Below are 21271 nucleotides of genomic sequence, written 5' to 3'. Positions count from 1 at the left end.
TAAACTCATTAAAAAAATCTCTTAACTACAATTGTATTGGCTCACCAGCCTTCATTAAATCTAATTCTTGCTTTAGAAATGAAATTCTTTTAATTCCCTCCTTTAGGCCCATCTCATAGGCTTGTTCTTTGAGCTCTATCGCCTTCGTTTTATGGCCCAACACATACAATATATTGGCATAGTTATTTGTATTTTCCTGAGAATTTGGACGTATGTAAAAAGCTACTTCCATCCATGACAATGCTTCACTTTTCTCATCTTTTGTTCTTGCAAACTGGGCATAGTTTTTCACCATATTGTATATATCCATACTGTGACGAACGGAATTTGGTCTAGAAATTCGCAATGCTTCAGGATCTCCCTGAGCAGTCCTCTCAAGCCAATCTACATAAAAGCTTCTTAACTCCTCTTTATCTATATTATTTAAATACCCAACGATGTCGTTATAGACAAAAGCTTTGTACTTCTCACCTTGTCCTGTTTTTAAATAGTAATAGGTATAAATACGCTTTTTTTGTGCGTCATCAGTAGAAAAACCAGCATTACTAGCATTTTTAATTGCCAACTCTAAATAGGTTGTGTCACGCTTCAAAATGGCATACTCCGTGGTTGTAGTGATCATTTCTTTTGGTATCTTCTGATAAATTTCACGGATGTCCTTTCTAACATGCTTTTTCCAAGCCTTTGTTTCAATATTATCACTTATAATTCGTTCAGCCTCTCCTCCTAAAACAAGCTGTTTGTAATGATCCGCTAATAACTTTACCATCGCCTTACTAGAATCAGGAACACTTTTTTGAATACGAAGGTAATGTTCTAAAACATCTGTATAATTTTGTGTTTCCCCTTGAAAAAGCATCTTATCCATATACATCCTAACGAGTGTCTCATCCTGCTTATTGACAGCATAACGCTCTCTTAATCGACCAAGACTATTTGGATCTTTAGAATAGGCAACGGCAGACTTCACCTCTTTCATAAACTCCTCAGTGGGCATGGCTCTAGAAAATCGATATACCACCTCATCATTTCCATCAATAAAGACGTAACCAGGCAAGCCCTGAATATCATATTTTTCCTTGATTTTTGGGCCGTCACCCTTTTCCACATCTACTTTAAGAGCGACAATATGTTCGTCAAAATAAGTACCCACTTCTTCTTCCTGAAAAACAGTTTTTTCCATTTTTTTACATGGAGCGCACCAATCAGCATATCCATCAATAAATAACAACTTGTTTTCCTTCTTTGCCTTTTGTAAAGCTTGTTTAAACGTTCCTTTTTCAAATTGTATACCTTGAGCATTGCTAACAAAAGAAAGCATCAGCATACAAAATCCTAATAATATTTTATGTAACATCTAATTATTCCGTTTTCTGTTATTTTATCTTTTGTGTTCCTTCCATCAGTGATAGCTCATAGACTCTGGTATCACGCTTTTTGTCGTAATCAGGCCAATTAGCTAATGCTTGTTTTTTATAGTTAATCGCCTTTTTTACTTTTCCTCTTTTATAGTACATATCAGCCCTAAGGTTATCCATGTAATATGAACTAGCTCCTAATTGATCGCCATATGCAATCCAATTTTCAATGTCTTTGTACTCTGAATTTGAATCCACACGAGCAAGGTATGCTTGCGCTTTTTGATGAATGTCTTCTACAATTGAACCCGCTCCCATACCATTCTTATAGGCCTGAAGTATTCGAGTAACCTCTGGAGAATTGCTATTTTCAAGAGACTTAGCTCTCCTCTCATACTCTTTAGTATCTGTTTCCGTAATTTCAGTTATAGATTTTTGACTTATTAGACTATCTATATATTTTTTAGTAAGAATTTTAAAAGTTTGATCATCTTTAAGTAAAGCAGCGTATGTCATCTTATACTCCACTGGATTACCTCGTTTTTTAAACTTTTCAGGTAATTTATTAAATCCTTCCATAAAGGTTAACCATAAATCCGGATTTTGAGTTTGATACGCTAAATCTCTAGTATTCTGAAGAATCTGAACTTTAAAGCGCTCTAATTCGTCTTCTTCCTTTTTAGTAGCAATATCCATATATTCATCAAAATTGGCTTGCAATATTGCCTCTCCTTTGGATCCTGCCACAATGTAATTTTTGTACTTAAACAAAAATTCCATCATATCCTCATCATCCTCATCAATTTCCTTTTGCACTTTAAGCCAAGCATTAATACCTTCAATAGGACTTTGTCCGTACTCAATCATTTTTGTATAATAGATTTTTAGAAATGAAGCATCATTTTGTCTTTTAGGAAACTCCTCCTGTAAACGTTGTAAACTTAATTCACTTCTATGAGCTGATACGGCGTTTTTACCTAATTCAATAAAATCATTTACAGGACGTAAACCCGTCTCTTTGAATACCACGTTCCCTTGAGAATCTAAAAATAATAAGGTAGGATAGCTTTGGACATTGTATTTTTTAGCCGCCTTAAGACCTTCCTTTTCAGCATCAAGTTTAATATTTACAAATTCTTTATTATAGACTTCTCCAACCTCAGGAAGTGGAAAAATTAGCTTAGTCATGGTTTTACACGGGGCACACCAAGTCGTGTAAAAATCAATAAACACTAATTTTTTTTCAATAGAAGCTTTGGCTAAAGCCTCCTCCAAGGATAACTTTTGGAAATCGATTCCTTGGGCCGATAGTGTCCAACAACCTATTAGTATATACGTTATAAACGTGAATAGGGTTCTTTTCATATTTTTAATTAAGGTAAGGTTATAGCCAATATGGCCTTTTACTAATAGGACGCAAAACTGGGGTCTGGGAGTGACAATGCCTTATAAAAAAAGTAGAGCTGTGAAAACACAACTCTACCTCCATTAGAAAATACTATTCGTATTATTAAGCTACTGTAGTAGGGACTTACTCAAACCCTTTCGAATAATCAATATATGATTTCAACCCCTCTCTAATTCTTTTATTAGAAATACTGTTTACCAGTTTATTCAATTCCTTGACGGTAAATAACTTATTAAACTTAAGTGCTCTTTTAATATAGACATCACTTACAACCTCATCGTCATAAAAATATAAATCTAATTTACCAGCTAATTTTGCCTTGATTATAGCTATTTCTTCATTTGAGATTTCTCCCTTACTCATAGGTTTCAAAATTTCATTAATCATTATATTCTTAGCCTTGAGTAAATTTGTATTATCGGCAATGTACCTCAAACTAACCCATAAAGTATTTTCTTCTACTTTACCTCCAGCACTGGTTCCAGAGGAATATACTAATCCATGTTTTTTTCGTAAAACATCAAAAATACGTTGATATCCATATTCTGAAATCACCTCAGCTACCAATAACTCTTTAAATGTATAATTTCTAGCATATGTTTTTTCAAAATTAAAACTAGCACGTGATTGAATCTTACCTCTGGCTTCTTCTATATATTTTGAAACATTGTCTTCCGTACTCAAAGTAGTAAGTCTATTAGATTTTGATAAATCTAAGGGTTTGATCGTAGCTAAATACAAGGATATAAGTTCATCAATATTAGCTGGTAAGTTACCTCCTACATATATATAGGCATCTTTGAAGTTTCGTTTGAACTCCTGATTATATGCATACATTCGTTTCAGAACATCTTCATCAATCTCAATATTGCTCCTTTTTTTGAGTTCTCTGTCAGATTTCACTTCTTCCTTAAAAGCAGACCATTCAGGCATATATTCACTCCCTAAAATTAGATGGAATGCCTGCAATAAATGTTTATATTCTAAAGATTTAGCTACGCTTGTAAGTTCTAACTGATAATGAGCCGGACTTATATCATCTCGTAATTTAAACATATATTCTCTTAACAAATTTGAAGCTTGCTTTTCATCATAACCACCAAAGGTCTTATTAAAAAGAGCTAAAGTTTGCTTAAAAATAAGGGTATCATTTTCTGGCAACGTGGACAATCCATGTTTGGAAATCAATTTAATTTGAGCCTTAACCGTAGGAGCATTGTTAACCAATACCGACATCCCGTTTTTAAACTCTAATAGATATAACCCTTCTCCCAGATTCTTTTTTCTATAAACAGCTAAAGGATTATTTTGAGGTACTTCAATATCCGAAAGATTTTTTGCTACCCTAATCATAAAACCACCTTTAGGTTCTGAAAATACATATTTCGGGAAGTCTCCGACCTCATTGATACTATTTCCCAGTTTACTTAATATATAGGAACCTTGAAAATCAGAAGTAAAAGAAACTGAATTACGATCATATAAAATGGTTTTGTGATAATCTGTAAAATTTTGCAGTACAGATTTAAAGTCTTCAGGCGTAATAGTCTCTTGTAACTCTTTAAAGTATGCACGCCTATCCATCTTTAACAAAGGAGTATCACCCGTTAAAAAATGCTTTTGTGCAGCTGCAAACCGTATTATTTCATCTGAACCTTCTGCTTCATTTTTCTTGATAAGTCTATCCAGAAAATAATCAATTTCTTCCTGAGAAAATCCATTTTTCCTTGCTTCGGCTATTACTTTTACGAATATGTCTAACATTTTAGAATAACTAATCTGATTTTTGCCTTGCATCCTAATATTATACATCATTGACCCAGGCAATATCTCACTTATCATTACATTGGTCTCATTTAAATCATCATCAGAAAAAGTCATCAATCTGTTCTCTAAAATCATGCTAAAGAGATAGTCAATGTAATTTATTTTAAAGGACTCGTAACTAGTAATAGCTACACTTGGGGCTTTAAATGCCAATACAAGAGAAGGTACATTACTCTTAAATGAAGAAACATAGGTAGAATCGATAACCGTTTTCTTCGTTAAATCAATATATTTATTTTCTAACGTATTTTTTTTGGCTGGGATTTGACCAAAAGTACTTTCAATGAACCTTATAACTTTTTTTTCATTAACCTTTCCTTGAATAACTAAAGCCACATTATCAGGAGTATAATATTTATGATAAAATGTTTTCACTTCTTCAGATGTAATACTATTTATCTGTTCTTCCGTCCCTAATCCATCATGTCCCTCCAATGGAGTACCGATAAGGTAAGGAGACACTGATGAATTACGTTTACGAATCTCTTCTATAACTACTTTTTGTTCCACTTTGAAAGATTCTTCCTCCATCTCTAGATCAGAAACCCAATCCTTCATTAGCAACAATGTTTGCTGCAAATAATCCCAATTGTCTTGCGGAAGATTAATATGATATTCTGTCAATGTATTACTTACACTAGCATTATAATCCCTACCGATCCTAAGACCCATTTTATCCAACTCCTTCATAGTCCCTTCTCCAGGAAAATTTTTACTCCCTTTAAAGACCATATGTTCAATAAAATGTCCTACTCCCCTTTCATTAGGGGCCTCAACCAATGATCCAACAGAAGAAAGTAAATGCACTGTGATCTTTCCTCGCTCTCCATCATCAGGTAGTAGATAATAGGAGAATCCATTCGGTAATTTTTTATAAATAACACTCTCTGGCATAAAAAATTTCTGCCCAAAACTATGGGCAGAAATACTAATGAATAGGAGTGAAATAATTGTTTTTTTGATATTTAAAAAAAACATATTCATATTTAATAATTTATATTTTAGTCATAAAAGAAAGTATATCTCTCTGTCTTACCTTCAAACTGAGAACCTCCTGAAGTATACGTCTTCAAAATCGAAATAATATTCCCTTCATCATCTGTTTCATAGGTAAAACTAGGTTCTCTTAAAAATGTTCCTGTATAAGTAGGATCAGTAGGAACTGTTTTCGTCATCATATATTTATGCCAGAAGATATCATTAAACACATTTAAAAAAACGGAGCTGTTATAATCGTAAAAAGGTGGTAGCCCTTCGATAAATGTAGGAATTAGGATAGGGTCATACTCTTCTCTGTGTTGCCTTCTAGAAGCATTATTAGTCATATAACTTGCTAATTGCCAATATTCACCAAAAACACTTTCGCCTAAATTAAACGGATCTGAATAATAGACATTACTAACTGTGGAACTGGTTCTAAATGAAGATACCGTTCCTTCTGGAGTATAGACAAAACTTGAAGCCTCAACATCTACGCTACCTACACTCACATTTCCTCCATCATATTCAAAAGATTGAGATTCTATGGTGGATATTTGTTTAGTACCTTCCACATAATTAATATACGTATACCAGTCTCTAGAATAATTACCATCAGCATCTAAAGAACGATATAAAACGGTATCTATCATTTTTTGATCATTATAATGGAATTCATTTCGATAATTATTGCCATTATTGGTCCACTTATAATCAAAAGCAACTATATTACCATCTTCGTTATAGGTAGGTTCAATATGAATAATAATACCAGAGGTGTTCAGGTAATTAATCCTATAAGGCTTTTTAACAAACTCACTTTTTCTAACTGTTATGTTCGTGGTTGATTCTTGGCCCATATTATCAGCAATAACTATATCAATTGTATACTGTTGAGATGGATCCAGGTCCCCTAAGAATACCAAAGCTTTTAAATCCATTTCATGTAGTTCTTCCCCCGCTTGAGGTACAAAAGAATACTGTTCTTCTCCTTCAAACAGCACCTTAACTGAGCTAATAAGGTTAAGTCCAGTTGAAATTTTACCTTTCACATTGTAAGCAGGTGCGGCGAGAGCAATACTGGAACCACCTATCAATTTAATCTCAGGGAAAGAAAATCTTTTTACTGAAATACGAATACCTCTATTAAAACTACGAGCATCCTTATCGGTAACCTTAATAATATAGTTAAGTACCGTATCCTTGTCAAAGGAAGTTAGGTCTACGCGATAGTTAAAATCAAATTTCGTCTTATTATTATACTCATTAATCGTTTCTAATAGGGAATAATCAAGTGCGTCTAGTAATAAGATTTCTTTTACTTGATTAGGCACATCCATTTTCATTTTAATATCGTAATAATCAGCGGTATCTCTTCTTACTTCGACACGTTGATCTCCGATTTCAAATCCTGGATCAGGAAAACTAGGGTCCTCTTGACATGATTGCAGCAAGAGCAAAAATGAAAGCCCCAATATAATTGTATATGTTATTGTTTTTTTCATAATTTCTTTAGGTAATTTATTGGTTTAGTACTTCCAAATCAGGATTCAAGGCAAGAATATCTATTCCTAAATCTGTAAACAAATCCAGTAAGGCCTTTAAATTATCTTGAATATTTTGTGGGAATTCCAAGAACTCATCCGCATCCCTATAAATCATTTCATTGATATAGCTTCGTACATCAATTTCTCTACTATCAACAAAATCATAGTTAGGTCTGATAGCCTTTAAATGGGTAATACGAGTTGGCAACCTATTGCCATCTTCATCAAAACTTTGGGTATAACTACGTAATCCCGAAGATCCATTATAGAAATATATGGCGTCAATAAATCCTTTAGAATAAAACCAATTTTTGTCAATAACATAGACTGTTTTTTCCTCTCCAATACCTAATTCTTCTCTATAGATAGCTTCCATTTCCTTCCCATAATAGTTTTCTTTGGAAGTAAAAAAGGATTCAGGAAGTTGTGCATACAAATTATGCATATTCATTAGTCGAGTTAAGAAAATATAAAAATTATCCTTCGTATATCCTTCTGGATCATTTTGAAATTCGTCTTGATTAAGGGCAAAAACAATGGAGTGTCTATTAAATACGGCTCTTTGTCCATATTGATTTGAAGAACTGAATCTCTCTTCTGATTCTGTAAGCACTTTGCCACCTGGAATATTACCATTACTAAAAATAGACTCACTAATTAATACTTTATGAGGCATTAAAGTAGCTACTTTCGAATTTGGTTTAAAATAAGCAAATAAGTTTGCATCCAAAAACTCCAGAGATGCCTGTACATGGGCTTTATAGGCCTCCTCTTCAGAGGGAATAAAGACACCATTCTCATCCGAATATAAGGTACTAAGCTCCGGTAATTCAACACCTTCCCAGGAGGCAGCCTCCTGAGCGGAAGAGGCTACGTATACAAAATCAAGTAATCTGTCATATTCATACAAAACCCCCGTATTATAATCCGTGAACCAACGTTTTACTAGTGGGTTTGACATATCCAATTGGGTGGACACTCTATCATTATCTAGATCTGATGGTTCCAGATCATCTTCAGTGCTACATGCTGTGAATACCAACGCTAATAACACCCCATATGCAAATATTTTATTTTTCATAATTCTTTATAAAAGGTTGAAGTTAATGTTACCAAATCCCAATTAATCAACGATTATCGGAATCTTCTCATAGCGCTCATTATTTCTAATCAGCGGATTGTTATTTCTTTCCTGAATAGGAATAGGCAGTGTATAATTAAGATCGTTTGATAACAGAGTATACACTTCCTTGCCTAATCGCGTACCATTGTTTTCAATCAAGGTAAACTCATGTTGGATCTCTGGTCTGTTTTCCATTCTTCTTAGATCGAACCATCTATGATGATCTTCAAAACAGAATTCTTTACGTCTTTCATTAAGTACCAAAGTAAGCACCTCTGTTGGATTGCTAGGATAGACAATTCCAGACACATCCGAATAACGCTTAGCGTGCAAAGCCATGATATCATTTAATGCATTGGCAGATTCTCCTTTTTTGGCATAGGCTTCAGCTCTATTAAGATACGCTTCTGCAACTCTAAAATTCGCAAACCCTAATTCAGTGTAAGTATCTCTAATGTATTTATTTGAATAATAATTAAATCTTCCAGTTCCATCATCAATCGAAGAGAAAAACACTGCCTTACGTAGATCCTTTGCTTCATACATATTTATAAGCTGAGGATTTGCTTTAAATGGAATATCGTCTGTTAATCGTATTGGATTTGTAGTATAATAAGAATACAGTATTTCTGAATTACTCTGGGTAACAAACGGTGCATTTGGAGTAATTTTCACAAGGCTTCGGCTTTCTATAACCTTATCTGCAAAATCAATAGCTTCATCCCATTTTTGCTGGTAAAGTTTAATTCTAGACATTAATAAGTTACATGCTGCCAGGTTTGGATGCCATATACTCTTTTCTGCAGCACTCAAAGTGATTAATTCAATTGCCTTTTCCAAATCATTTTCAATGAAAGCATAACATTCTGCTACAGTATTTCTACTATACGTAAGTTCTACTCCGATATTATCTCTTAATGGAACACCCAAATCTACATTTGCAGTAGCCTCATTATATGGCAAACCATACAGGTTTACCAAATTAAAATAGCTCAAAGCACGAATAAAATAGGCTTCACCTTTGGTATAATTTCTCTGATTTTCTTCTCCTAAGGCATCATCTATAAGTTCAATTACATAGTTGGCTATGGCAATATCCTCATACATAAATTCCCATGAGGAATTAATACCTGATATTCTATTACCATTTTCATCGATCTCTATCTCCCTCTGCCAAGTATAGGTAGTTTTTACTGAAAACTTACGAGAAGTAGTAGCTGTGGGATCTTCAACAAGATTATCTGTCATATGGTCTACAGTCCTCATTAGCGGATAAGTCCCATTAAACTCTTTAAGAAGAAGGGCCTCATAGTGTTCTACTTTTTCAGGAATCAACTTGTCTTGATCTACTTCATCCAAAAAACCACTACACCCCCATAAAGGCAAAAGTGCTAGTATATATATAATTTTTTTCATAATTCTTCTTTTAGAAACTCATGTTAACACTTAAACTATAGTTTGGCAAGGTTGGTAACCCTATACCTGATACCTGCTCAGGATCCTGTCCTCTAAGCTTTCCATCAAAGGCAAAATATCCTAGATTACTACCTTGAATTCCAATATTCATATGATTTATCCCAGTTCCTTCAATTAAGCTTTTAGGTAAATTATAAGAAAGTGTTACTGACTGAAATCGAATGTGACTAGCACTTACCACCCTGGCATCACTATTGTCATACATCCACCAGGCATTTGATCCACTTGGCACCATATATCTTATATTAGTTACATAAATACTATTAAAACCATCAGCTGATGGATTACTTGTAAATCTTAAATCATAATTAGATATTCCTGGAATATTCGTAAACGCTTCATCACCTGGTTGTCTCCATCTATTATTAAAATCTGCATGCATGTTTTCATAAGGCAATGGTAAATTTTGATTGCCATTATACAAGCTTAATAATCTCGTCTTATACCCCAGTTTGTATGTGAAATTAGCAGAAAGCGTGAAGTTTCCAGATTTTATTTGGGTACCAAAACCTCCATAATACAATGGAACTCTACTTCCCTGATACACTAATGCTGCCTTTAATTGCTCTTCAGGAGTCATATTTTCCTCTACTAGATGAGCAAAAGTTGGAAGTCCATGTTCATTTAATCCTTCAAATTTATAAGAGAAAAAACCATTGGTTGGGAATCCTTCTCGATATATACTACCTCTCAGGTAATTATTAACCGTCAAATTAGCGAGCGCACCATCCTCAAACCCTTTGAGAACTCTATCCTTATTATAAGAGAAATTAAAATGAGTACTCCATGCCAAATCTTTCTTTTTGATATTTATAGTTCTTATAGAAAACTCATAACTACTTACATCCTTACTCCCTGAATTAAATGCCTGTACAGCTGTACCATTCACTAAAGAAACCGGTCTTGCTTGTAGAAGATCTGTACTTTTAGAATAGGAATAATCCAATGCTCCACTAATTCTACCACCCAATAAACTATAGTTAATACCTAAATCGGTTGTTTGAGTTTTTTCCCACCTAAGGTTTGCATTTGGAAAAGACCCTAAACTAGCCACATTTTCAGGATAGTAATACACATCATTTCTTCCATAATTAGATATTACAAGGTAGGGACTAGCATCAGGCATGGTTCCTCTTACCCCATAAGACCCTCTAAGAGCTAATTCATCCAGCCATTGAACATCACTCAAGAATTTTTCATTATGTAAATTCCAACGTGTAGAAAATGAGTATGTAGGCTTAAATTTATAGCGCTCATATTGGCCAAATGCATTTGAACCATCACTACGCATATTAAAATTAAGTACATAACGACCATCATACACATAGTTAACTATCCCAAATACAGACATAAAATTATTAACTCGATCGGTAATATTAGGATACACATTAAGGCCGCCTTTTGTGGTAAGCCAGTTGATCATGTTGTCATAATCATATTCCGAAAAGTCTATAGTACTAACTCCATCAACTGAGACAACTCCGGGACTAGGCAAAGCTACAAACCCTCTACCCTGATAATGATTATACCCTGGAACAGTGAATCCAGTTGCTCCCCAATAATTTATAGAACGTGCCTCTTGTCCTAAGTTAACATTTATGGAATGTTTACCTCCTAATAATGTATTATAGTTTAATTGATTGGTAATAGAATAGGTGTCTTGATTTACCATTCCACCTGTATACACACCACCGAAAGGAAGTAACCCATTATTATTTACGCGCTCATCAATTAAATTTTCAAAATATTGATAGGTACGTAGTTTTGAAGCATAAAAAGTATCTTCAGTAATCCATTCCTCAGTAAGGTTCGTGGTATTTCTATAGCTAGCCTGACTGGTAAATCTAAACTTATCCCAAAAGTCCCAACGCAAGGATGCTGCTACTGAAAAGTCCTTATTAGTGATATTGCGCTCAGAATTGTTCATTTCATTTAGCACATTATATCCTGCATATTCTATCCCATAACCATCAGATCTAATTTCCTGACTCTGCATAAAATAGCTACCATCTTCATTGTAAATAGGAATGGTTCTACTGGTGTAATACGCAGTATTAAACACATTAACTGAACCATGATTATAATGTCCCTTTTGAATAGAACCATTCATACGTAAAGACAACAATACATTATCTCTTACATTAAGATCTACATTTGAACGGGCAGTAATTCGGTTTAAATCTACATTTTGTTCCGCCCCCTTCTGGTCATCGTATCCTATGGAGAAATAATACTTAGCATTATCACTTCCTCCAGAAGCACTTAAGGAGTGTGTTTCAGTAAAAGAATTTCTGTACAATTTCCCAAACCAATCACTATTTAAAGTCTCAAGATAATTTACCCTTTTTTTGAAATCATCATAGGTATAAGTACCATCCCATAAATTCATAAGAGCTCCTTCATACCCAAGTCGATCTATATTCTCATACGAGTTACTATACCCTAAATTACGTTCATACATCTCTCTTGATACATCGATACGTTCCCTTGAATTCATAAGATTTAAATCAGAATACTGAGGTGCTTGAGTAAGGCTATATCCACCAGAATAGGTCATTACAGGCTTCCCTTTTTCACCTCTCTTTGTAGTGATAACTATCACCCCGTTAGCGGCACGTGTTCCATAGATAGCCGTTGCAGAGGCATCTTTTAAAATATCAATCTTTGCTATATCAGACGGATTAATACCGGTCAAGGCATTACCTATAATATTTACATTGTCAAAACTATTTATGTCACTTGCCGAAAGAGGTACAGGGTCTTCATAAATTACACCATCTACTACCCAAAGTGGACTTTGGTTACCTGTAAAGGTACTTCCTCCTCGCACCCTAATTTTTGAAGCTGCACCAGGAGTTGAACTCAAACTGGTGACCATTAGACCTGTTGCCTTTCCTTCTAACATTTTATCAATAGATAAGGCACCAACAATATCCAAATCTTCAGCAGTAACTGAAGCAATGGAACTGGTTAATTCCCTCTTATCAATAGTCTGGTAGCCTGTAACCACTACCTCTTCTAGTCCTAAGGTTTCAGCCTCCATTTTAACCTGCAAATGAGTACTTTCGGTAATCTTTACTTCATGGTTAACATATCCTATATATGAAAATACCAAGACTGCATCATTCTGAGGAATTTTTATTGAGAAATTCCCATCAAAATCGGTAACGGTTCCCAAGCGACTATTTTTAACCATTACATTAACTCCAAGTAAAGGTTCTTTGGTTTTAGAGTCGACAACAGTACCAGTCACTGTTTTTGTCTGAATTGGCCTTTTCTCTTCTTCTACAATTATTACGACCCCGTCTACAAATTTGTATACCAATCCAGTTCCTGCTAACACATTATTAAGCACCTCTTCAACGGGAGCATTAATTTTCTTAACAGAAACAGCGGACAATTCATTAATTTTCTCTTCATTAAAGAAAAAACTATATCCTGTCTGTTTTCTAATTTCTTGAAACAACGCTGAGAAACTAACATTATTCAAGTTTAAATTAACTCGTTTCGACTGCGAGAAAGTAGCCGCATTAATAGTAAATATGGCACTTAGCATTAAAATAACTGACAGCCTCATACCTTATCACTGATTTTAGTGCTCTTTATAGCCAAAAGAGCAGCAATTAATACTGTATTATTCATAATTCTAAAGTTGTTGATTAATTTAATTTAGTTAAAATAGTAAGGCAAGGAAATTGCGCGCTTGTCTTTGCCAAACGTAGGTTATTTACTGTATACGTGAATATTTCTATTCCCTTCTACATTAATTGTTACAGACATTTCTTCTTCCAAGATTTTCAAAATACTGGTCATATCACTATATCTAGGCAGATCACCTGTAAATCTTAATTTCTTAACACTATTAGTATGATAGATGATATCAACATTATACCATCGTGCCACTTTAGAAAGAAAATCTTCAAAGGTTACATTGTTAAATACAAAACGACCTTCCTTCCATGCTATATAGGAATAAACATCAACAGACGTTTTTTTCATACTGGCATTTTGTTTATTAAAAATCGTTTGTTCATTTGGATCTAAATACATCTTTTCTTTATTGGAATCACTTGATACCAAAACCTTACCTTCAACCAAAGTGGTAACTTCGCTAGCCTCTTCACTATAGGAGGAAACATTGAATGACGTACCTAAAACCTGCACCTCTTGATTAACGGTAGCTACGATAAAAGGTAGCTCCTTATTAGGTGACACCTCAAAATAAGCCTCTCCCTTAAGAGATACTCTACGTTCATTACCAACAAAAGGAACCGTGTACGTAAGTTCTGTATCTGAATTTAACCACACTTTTGTTCCATCGGCTAGCACCAATTGATACTCAGCACCTCTTGGAACCCTAAGAATATTAGTCTTCGCCTCAGTTTTATTTGCATTGGTTGCATCAGTATATTCTAAGACACCCTTATCATTAGCGATGGCCATCTGTCCTTCTTGTATTGTGCTCCCTTGAGTTTCTTCAAGGCTCACTACTTCTCCAGTAGACAATACAAGCTCAGCTCGCGAAGACCCTGGTGCTATGGTCACATTATCAAGTGTTTGAAATTGATTATCAGAGGAGGTGAAAAAGTTGTATGAGAAGAATCCTATAACCATTATAGCCGCTATAGCAGACATCCACTTAATAGCATTTAACCTACGTACTTTTGTAGATTTTTTGGTAGAATCCTCCATACGCAGCAAAAAAGCACGCCACTCCTCCTGCGTGTCAATTTCCTTTTTTTTGCGTTCCCAATTAGAAAAATTCTGAGCATTAAGAATATCTTTAGAAACCTCTTTATTGGTTCCTATTAACTCCCATTGCTCTAAAGTATTCTTCTTCTCCTTTGACAAAGAGCCTAACACCCTAGCTGTCAAAAGTTTAGAATACCCAATTTGTTTATTAATATCGTCCATATCTTACATTAATTTACAACAAAATAACAAGTTGTATACTATAAGGACGCACAAATTTAAAAGGAGAGTGACACCACTGTTAAATTAATCTAAAAAAATTGTATGAAATTTGTAAATAGAATTGTAATATACTGATCGCCAAGAAGTTCTCGAAGATTCTTGTAAGCCCTACGCTTTACAGTTTTCACAGTATTTATGGTTACTCCTAGCTCATTTGCAATATCATCATTACTATAACCTTCAAGAGTTAGACGTACTACCTGCTCTGCTTTTGGAGATAAACCAGCAATCGCTTTATGTAATAACTTATAGGTTTCCTCTCGTAATATTTCATTTAAAAAAGCCTGTTGAGATACCGAAAGCCCATCCTCTAATGGGGAATTTTGAACCTTCTTGTCCTTTCTAAGTTCACTTATACAAGCGTTTTTTACCAGCACGTATAAATACGTTTGCAATGCTTTTTCACTTTCAAAATCTTCAGTATCCTTTTGAAATAATTTCACAAAAGCCTCCTGAGCAATATCCTTCCCGCGTTCATCATTTTTTAAAATACGTGATGCAAGCATAAACATATGCACAAACAGACGGTCAAATATTTCATTGAACTCTTTACTATTGTATAAAATGACTTTGCCAGCTATTTTCATAGGAACACAATACTATCTCACTTGACTTGGTATACTTAGAATTTCAATTAGATGACCGAAAATCACCTTTAGGTTTCTAAATGATTAAGAAATTGATATAATAGTAGTGCAAGTTTAGCAAAGTTAAATCGAATATGAATGCGAATTGGCAAGTTTCTTACAAAAAAGGGTAAAGACCATGCATTATATCACAGTGGAGTAAAAATCAACTCAACATTTTTAGGATATTAACACTTTATACAAAAAACGCTCTTCTATAGCTTAGGGCGTTAACCTACCTTACACTATAGAAGAGCGAAAAAATATAACTAACAAAATAATATTAAATGAGCCTTTAAACCAAAGACTATAACCCTACTTATCTGGATTTAAAACTAATTGGTTTTCCTTTGACTTTGCTTCATTACTTCAAGTTCATGCTGATAATTAACCTTCTTTTTTACAGTAAAAGGCATATTGTCAACTGCTCTAGTCTTAAGGGCTATTGCTTTTTTGATCTTTCCATCACGATACAGAATGTCCGCTTTTAAATTGTCAACCAAATATTTTTCAGGAATTAACTTATCACAAAACTCAATCCATTTATTTAAAGTTTTAGCCTCCTTCTTGTCAGCTAAGTATTCAAAATAATAAGTGGCTGTTTCAATTATACCATCTACCAATTCATTGGCTATTTTGCCTTCCTTATACTTTGTAAGCATTATATCGGTAGTTTTATTCATCCCAAACTCTTTATTTTTAGAATAATTAGTATAATATAAGACATCCTTTTCTCTTATTTCGGAAATTGGATGAAGTCTCATTAAACTATCCACATAGCGCTCAGCTAATCGTTTAAATGCAGTATAATCTTGTGAGTATCTATAATAATCCATTTGTAACGTGTGTACATTATCCCCAGATGGAGTTTTTAAATCACTGTTTTCAATCAATCTGTCTATTACAACTCGCATTAGCTTAGGATCTTGCTTCTTTCTGGCTGCATTAATTGATTTTAAAATCATTGAACTTTTTAAACGAGATAGGCTTGTTTTTTGACGTTCTGTTGCCAGGCTCACAAAATGATCATAATTACTATTAAATATAGCTTCCGCTTTAGTCCCAGCAAAGATTGAATATTGTTTACTTAACAGAAATTCCATCATTTCTCTACTAGATTCATCAAATTCAGTTTGAACTTTCAACCAAGCATCAATGCCTTCAGCTGGGTCAACTCCAAATTCTTCCATTTTTACATAGTAAAGCTTTAGGAACTCTTGGTCATCAAGTCTTTGCGGAAACATTTCCTGTAATTTCGCCCAGCTATATTTGGAATTAGAAGCATTTAAAGCCTCCTTTCCAAATCCAATCATATCATATCCATTTTCTACCCCTACTCCTTTGTGAACTATTTCACCATCCCCATTAACGAACATCAACGTAGGAAAGGCATTTACCTGATATCTTTGGGCAGCATCTTTCCCTTCTTTTTCCGCATCTAGTTTAAGGTTAATAAAGTTTTTATTATAGAATTCACCATTCTTTTGTTCTTTAAATGGGCCTTTGGCTAGCTTTTTACATGGTCCACACCACTCGGTATGAAAGTCAATAAATATAAGTTTATCATTAGTCTTAGCTAGTGCTAAGGCATCTTCAAAAGGAATATTCTTAAAATCAATTCCCTGTCCAAAAAACAATTGGGTAATTAACAGGAACAAAACAGATACTATTGATTTTTTAGTTTTCATATATTTTTTTTAAGGTGGTTTTCTATACATAGGACGCATAAATAATCACTTGGAGTGACAAGGTATTTAAAATAATAAACCGATTAAATCTTCTTATCAAATTCCAGAAATTACAATTTCAAGTTTAAATAACTAACATAAAGTTAGCAAAAAAGAAAAGGGACTTTCCATATGAGAAAGCCCCTTTTACAACTAATTCAACAAATTTATTCCTTAGGTTTCATTATTACCTCATAGGTATTAGTGTCACTAACAAATTCTCTTATGAAAGTATTAAGTTTAACGGCATCAACATTCTTTAACACTTCTTCAAAATTTGTTTTTAACAGTCGATTCATTCCAATTAATGCGTACTCTTTTATAGCACCCAACCAATAGGAATTTTTCTTCATATTCTGTTCTCTATCATTACGTAGAAGCTCCATTGCATTATTAAATTCTTCTTCAGTGACTCCCAATTCCACAAGAGATGAAACTTCTTGATTAATGATTTGGTGTAATAAATCTCCTTTATCTGGATCTGAATCGAATAACATAGAAAATCCTGCACTTGAATTAGGAATAGAATTATAATTAACATCCACACGTACCCCATAGGTACCACCAGCCCTTTCTCTCATACTTTCAAACAAACGACGGTCTAAAATGGCACGAAACATATCAAGATAAATATTATTTTCAGCCGTATAAGTATAGGTGCGATTGTAATATATTACGGCATTGGTATGCTTACTTACAGACATTGGGTACTCGAAATGCTTTTTGATATTTTTCGAAGGAGGCGCAACCATATCATTTTTCCATTGCTCTTTTGTAGAATTACCCTCTATACTACCAATGTATTTTCTAACTAATGGTAACAATAAAGAATCATTTACAGAACCCACAAATATGAATGTAAAATCTGAAATATTTCCAAATCTTTCTTTGTAAATCGATTCAATATCTTCCAATTTCACTTGAGTTTCCAATAATTCCTTTGAATTCAAAGGCCTTCTTTTACTGTAGTTACTCATCACGCTACTTAAGCTATCATTAAATACAACTCCAGGGTTCCCTTCCTGACTTTGCAATCTAGATACTATTCTTTCCTTGAACACATCAAAAGATTCTTGGTCAAATCTAGGTTCGGTAAAATATAAATACTGAAGCTGTAATAAGGTTTCTAAATCCTGTTGTGAACTTCCTCCTGCGAATCCTTCGGTATAATTCCCTAGTTCAGGTTGGATTTGTAACGCCTTACCGGCTAATATGTCTAGTAATTGATTTTGCTTGTGTATACCTAATCCAGATTGCAAAACTGTTGAAACCAAATATTTCGCTGACGGAATTTCCTGTTCTTCTAAAAGTGAAATACCTCCTTTACTTATTGCAGAATAGTGAACATCATTTTGTGAGTTTTCTGTAGGAAACATCCAAACAGTAGCCCCATTTGAAAGTTTAATTGATTTGGCCTTATCAAATCCTTCAAAGGAATTTATGGCTAGTATTTCTCCGCTTTTTGGAACTTCAGACAATAAAGTCTTTGCTGAAGTATCTTCTTTAGATACTTCATAGGTTTGTGATCTAACGGTAGCAATAATCGTTGAAACTTCCTTTTCAGTCGGATACGTAATAGATTCCTTCTTAGGACCTTTTATTGTGAACCATGCATTTTCATGATTAAACCAGGAATTCAATCCTTTATTTATTTCATCTAAAGATATGGTACTAGCAAATTTTTCAGCTAGTTCAAGCATGCGTGCTGTATCCAAATAAGGCTCATTACTTAAAAAGGAGGCTATTAAACCCTCAGCATGACTGTCATTATTAATATCTTCTTTGATTGAGTTACGATACTCATATCCCTTCAGGAAGTTAATCATCACTAGATTTAATTCATTTGGAGTGAAACCAGTTTGCTTTGCCTTTTCAACTACAGCTATTACATCCTTTATTCCATCATGCATCCCCTGCTCCTTCAATACCCCAGCTACTACAAAAATATCTTTACCTCCCAAAAAAGGATAGTATCCAGCTTGAGCCTGAGTAAAAGTGGTCCCTTGAATTTGTAATTCTTCTTTAAATCTTCTAGCTAGAAGCTGCTGAATTATATTCATCTTCATTTGCTGAAAAACATAACCCTCATTTTTTTCAGCATTTGAAGTCGCAGGATGCTTCATGGCATATTCAAAGCTCACATTCTTAGCTTCTATATCAGTTGCTACCCCGTAGAGCAATTCTTTATTATCTTCTATGGTGTACACAGTCCTTTCTGGGCTCTGTTTCGGATTCTCCAAAGAAGAGGCAATCTTCCTCACCCTTTGCTCCATTTCATCTACATTAAAATCCCCTACAATAACAATTGCTTGTAAATTAGGTCTATACCATTTTCGATAGAAATCTAATAAGGATTCATGCTCAAAGTTTATAATTATATTCATATCGCCTATTACATCACGACGAGCAAACTTGGAATTATTATATCGGAGATTAGACACTATTTTATCCATACGAAAATTCGCATTATTTCTAGTTCTCCATTCCTCTTGAACAACATTTCTTTCCGCATCAATTTCCTCAGGAGAAAGTGTCAATTTGCCAGACCAATCATGTAAAATTAAAACACATGAATCCAATACTTTTTCACTTATAGGAACATTACTTATATTATACACAGTTTCATCTAAAGCAGTATAAGCGTTCATACTTTTACCAAACTCAGCTCCATGACGTTCTAAAAAACCTTGCATTTCTTTGTTTGGAAAATTTTGAGAACCATTGAACGCTAAATGTTCTAACATATGGGCTAATCCATTCTGATGATCTTCCTCTAGGATGGCTCCTACCTTTTGCACCAGATAAAAGCTAGCCCTTTTCTTAGGTTGGGGATTTTTCTTTATAAAATACTCCATACCATTTTCTAGAACCCCATGTCTAACTTCAGGGTCCAACAATTTTGTTTTTAAATTGGATTGTGCATGTAATTGACATACAATTAAAAGCACTCCCAATAATATACGATACTTGGGTACTATTAAATACATATAGAAAATGAATAAATAGGCCCTTTCGGGCCTATATAATTAGACTTTTTTAGTATTCCTTATTAGGGAACATATGAACAGCAATAAATCCGAATATTCCTGTCCCAAGCACAAGTAGTAAATCCAGTAGGTTATTTTTAATTGATTTATTTTGTCTAAGCAACATTACAAGAGTAATAATTGTCAAAATCAAACTAATAATCATCCAATAAAACGTAGTGGCCATACTGCTATAAATCCCAATAAATAATGAACTTGGTGAGTCAAAACTTGTTACAAACGGAAATAAAACATCTTTAACTTTACCATAAGTCATTTCAGATTTTTTCGGCAATTGCTCCTTATAAGTGTCCACAAGGTTAAAATCTCTGTCCACTACAAAAGCATCTACACTCTCTTCTCCAATGAATACAGCAGTTTTATTGAATAAATTACCACTCATTACCATCGAATGCTTTTTAGGATTGTACTTATCAATTGGTAATTTTTGCAATGAATAATCTTTTGTCATCAAGAGATAAATACCCCCTTTATTGTCAAAAATAGTAGCGTAAAATTCACCTGACTGATGGTCATTACATACAATCTTTTTAATTTCAAAACCAGCAGGCATTGCAATCTTTTTTACAAAAGGTTCACCTTTTACCATCTTAAGGTGAAAAAGTTGGAGGTTTTTATCTTGAATGAACCAACCATCATCTCTACTTTTCATAAAGGAAGGTATCCCGCCAATGGCCACACTTGGAAAGGTAAAACCTGCTTCCAACATGGCATCTGTAAATACCTTTGATTTTTGCACATCTACCTCATTAGTCTTTGCAACTAAAAACTCAATTTGATCATTAATTCTAAAGACATCCTTCGGTAAGGCTATCCCAAAGTCAGAAGCTGACTCAAACATAGGGTAAAGTCCATATTCAGGCATCGAGAATTCAAAAGAACCGTTTCCTTGGTAAAAAGATTCTCTGCGTAACTGATTGGGATCTAACCTAATCCCTGCTAATGAATCTGGGAATGTTCCTTTACCCAAATGATAGTAAAAGTTATTTATTGGTAATTCATCCATGTACTCCTCTCTGGAATACGAAGTACCTTGTTCATCAATAAATTGCGTTTGACCATTCTCATAACGCGTTAAATAAAACTTCTCATTAACTACACTATATGCAACATTGGGTGTATTAATACGCACATCAAAAAACGTTTTGTATATGCTTGGAAGTATGTAGCTCATAACAAA

12 protein-coding genes are annotated in these 21271 nt (G+C 34.0%); all 12 read right to left on the bottom strand.

The window, feature by feature from the left end; translation table 11 throughout:
* Nucleotides 1-25: 25 nt before the first annotated feature.
* Nucleotides 26-1357, bottom strand: coding sequence for a thioredoxin family protein (locus PT603_RS02145; RefSeq protein WP_008239936.1), 1332 nt, complete (start codon nt 1355-1357; stop codon nt 26-28).
* A 19-nt stretch (nt 1358-1376) separates the two neighbouring features.
* The gene (locus PT603_RS02140) at nt 1377-2723 is read right to left on the bottom strand and encodes a thioredoxin fold domain-containing protein (RefSeq protein ID WP_008239935.1); all 1347 of its coding nucleotides are present in this window, start codon (nt 2721-2723) and stop codon (nt 1377-1379) included.
* Between the two features lie 166 nt (nt 2724-2889).
* The gene (locus tag PT603_RS02135; RefSeq protein WP_008239934.1) at nt 2890-5577 is read right to left on the bottom strand and encodes an insulinase family protein; all 2688 of its coding nucleotides are present in this window, start codon (nt 5575-5577) and stop codon (nt 2890-2892) included.
* A gap of 17 nt (nt 5578-5594) precedes the next feature.
* On the bottom strand, nt 5595-7076 hold the full coding sequence (locus PT603_RS02130; RefSeq protein WP_008239933.1) for a hypothetical protein: 1482 nt from the start codon (nt 7074-7076) through the stop codon (nt 5595-5597).
* 16 nt (nt 7077-7092) lie between these two features.
* Nucleotides 7093-8199: a hypothetical protein gene (locus PT603_RS02125; protein ID WP_008239932.1), complete on the bottom strand. Its 1107-nt coding sequence runs from the start codon at nt 8197-8199 to the stop codon at nt 7093-7095.
* Nucleotides 8200-8241: 42 nt separating this feature from the next.
* The gene (locus PT603_RS02120) at nt 8242-9657 is read right to left on the bottom strand and encodes a RagB/SusD family nutrient uptake outer membrane protein (protein ID WP_008239931.1); all 1416 of its coding nucleotides are present in this window, start codon (nt 9655-9657) and stop codon (nt 8242-8244) included.
* Nucleotides 9658-9667: 10 nt separating this feature from the next.
* Nucleotides 9668-13294: a SusC/RagA family TonB-linked outer membrane protein gene (locus PT603_RS02115; protein ID WP_008239930.1), complete on the bottom strand. Its 3627-nt coding sequence runs from the start codon at nt 13292-13294 to the stop codon at nt 9668-9670.
* Nucleotides 13295-13440: 146 nt separating this feature from the next.
* Complete coding sequence (locus PT603_RS02110; protein ID WP_008239929.1) at nt 13441-14631, bottom strand: FecR family protein; 1191 nt, start codon at nt 14629-14631, stop codon at nt 13441-13443.
* 89 nt (nt 14632-14720) lie between these two features.
* Entirely contained in the window at nt 14721-15278 is a 558-nt protein-coding gene (locus tag PT603_RS02105; protein WP_008239928.1) for an RNA polymerase sigma factor, read from the bottom strand.
* A gap of 374 nt (nt 15279-15652) precedes the next feature.
* The gene (locus PT603_RS02100) at nt 15653-17005 is read right to left on the bottom strand and encodes a thioredoxin family protein (protein WP_008239927.1); all 1353 of its coding nucleotides are present in this window, start codon (nt 17003-17005) and stop codon (nt 15653-15655) included.
* Nucleotides 17006-17211: 206 nt separating this feature from the next.
* A complete protein-coding gene (locus PT603_RS02095; RefSeq protein ID WP_008239926.1) occupies nt 17212-20031 on the bottom strand; it encodes a M16 family metallopeptidase in 2820 nt (939 codons plus the stop codon).
* A 49-nt stretch (nt 20032-20080) separates the two neighbouring features.
* A complete protein-coding gene (locus PT603_RS02090) occupies nt 20081-21265 on the bottom strand; it encodes a DUF4857 domain-containing protein (protein ID WP_162097725.1) in 1185 nt (394 codons plus the stop codon).
* Nucleotides 21266-21271 lie beyond the last annotated feature (6 nt).

This window comes from Imtechella halotolerans, from assembly GCF_028743515.2.
In the GTDB taxonomy this organism is placed as follows: domain Bacteria; phylum Bacteroidota; class Bacteroidia; order Flavobacteriales; family Flavobacteriaceae; genus Imtechella; species Imtechella halotolerans.
This window is presented reverse-complemented; position numbering and strand designations above follow the sequence as displayed.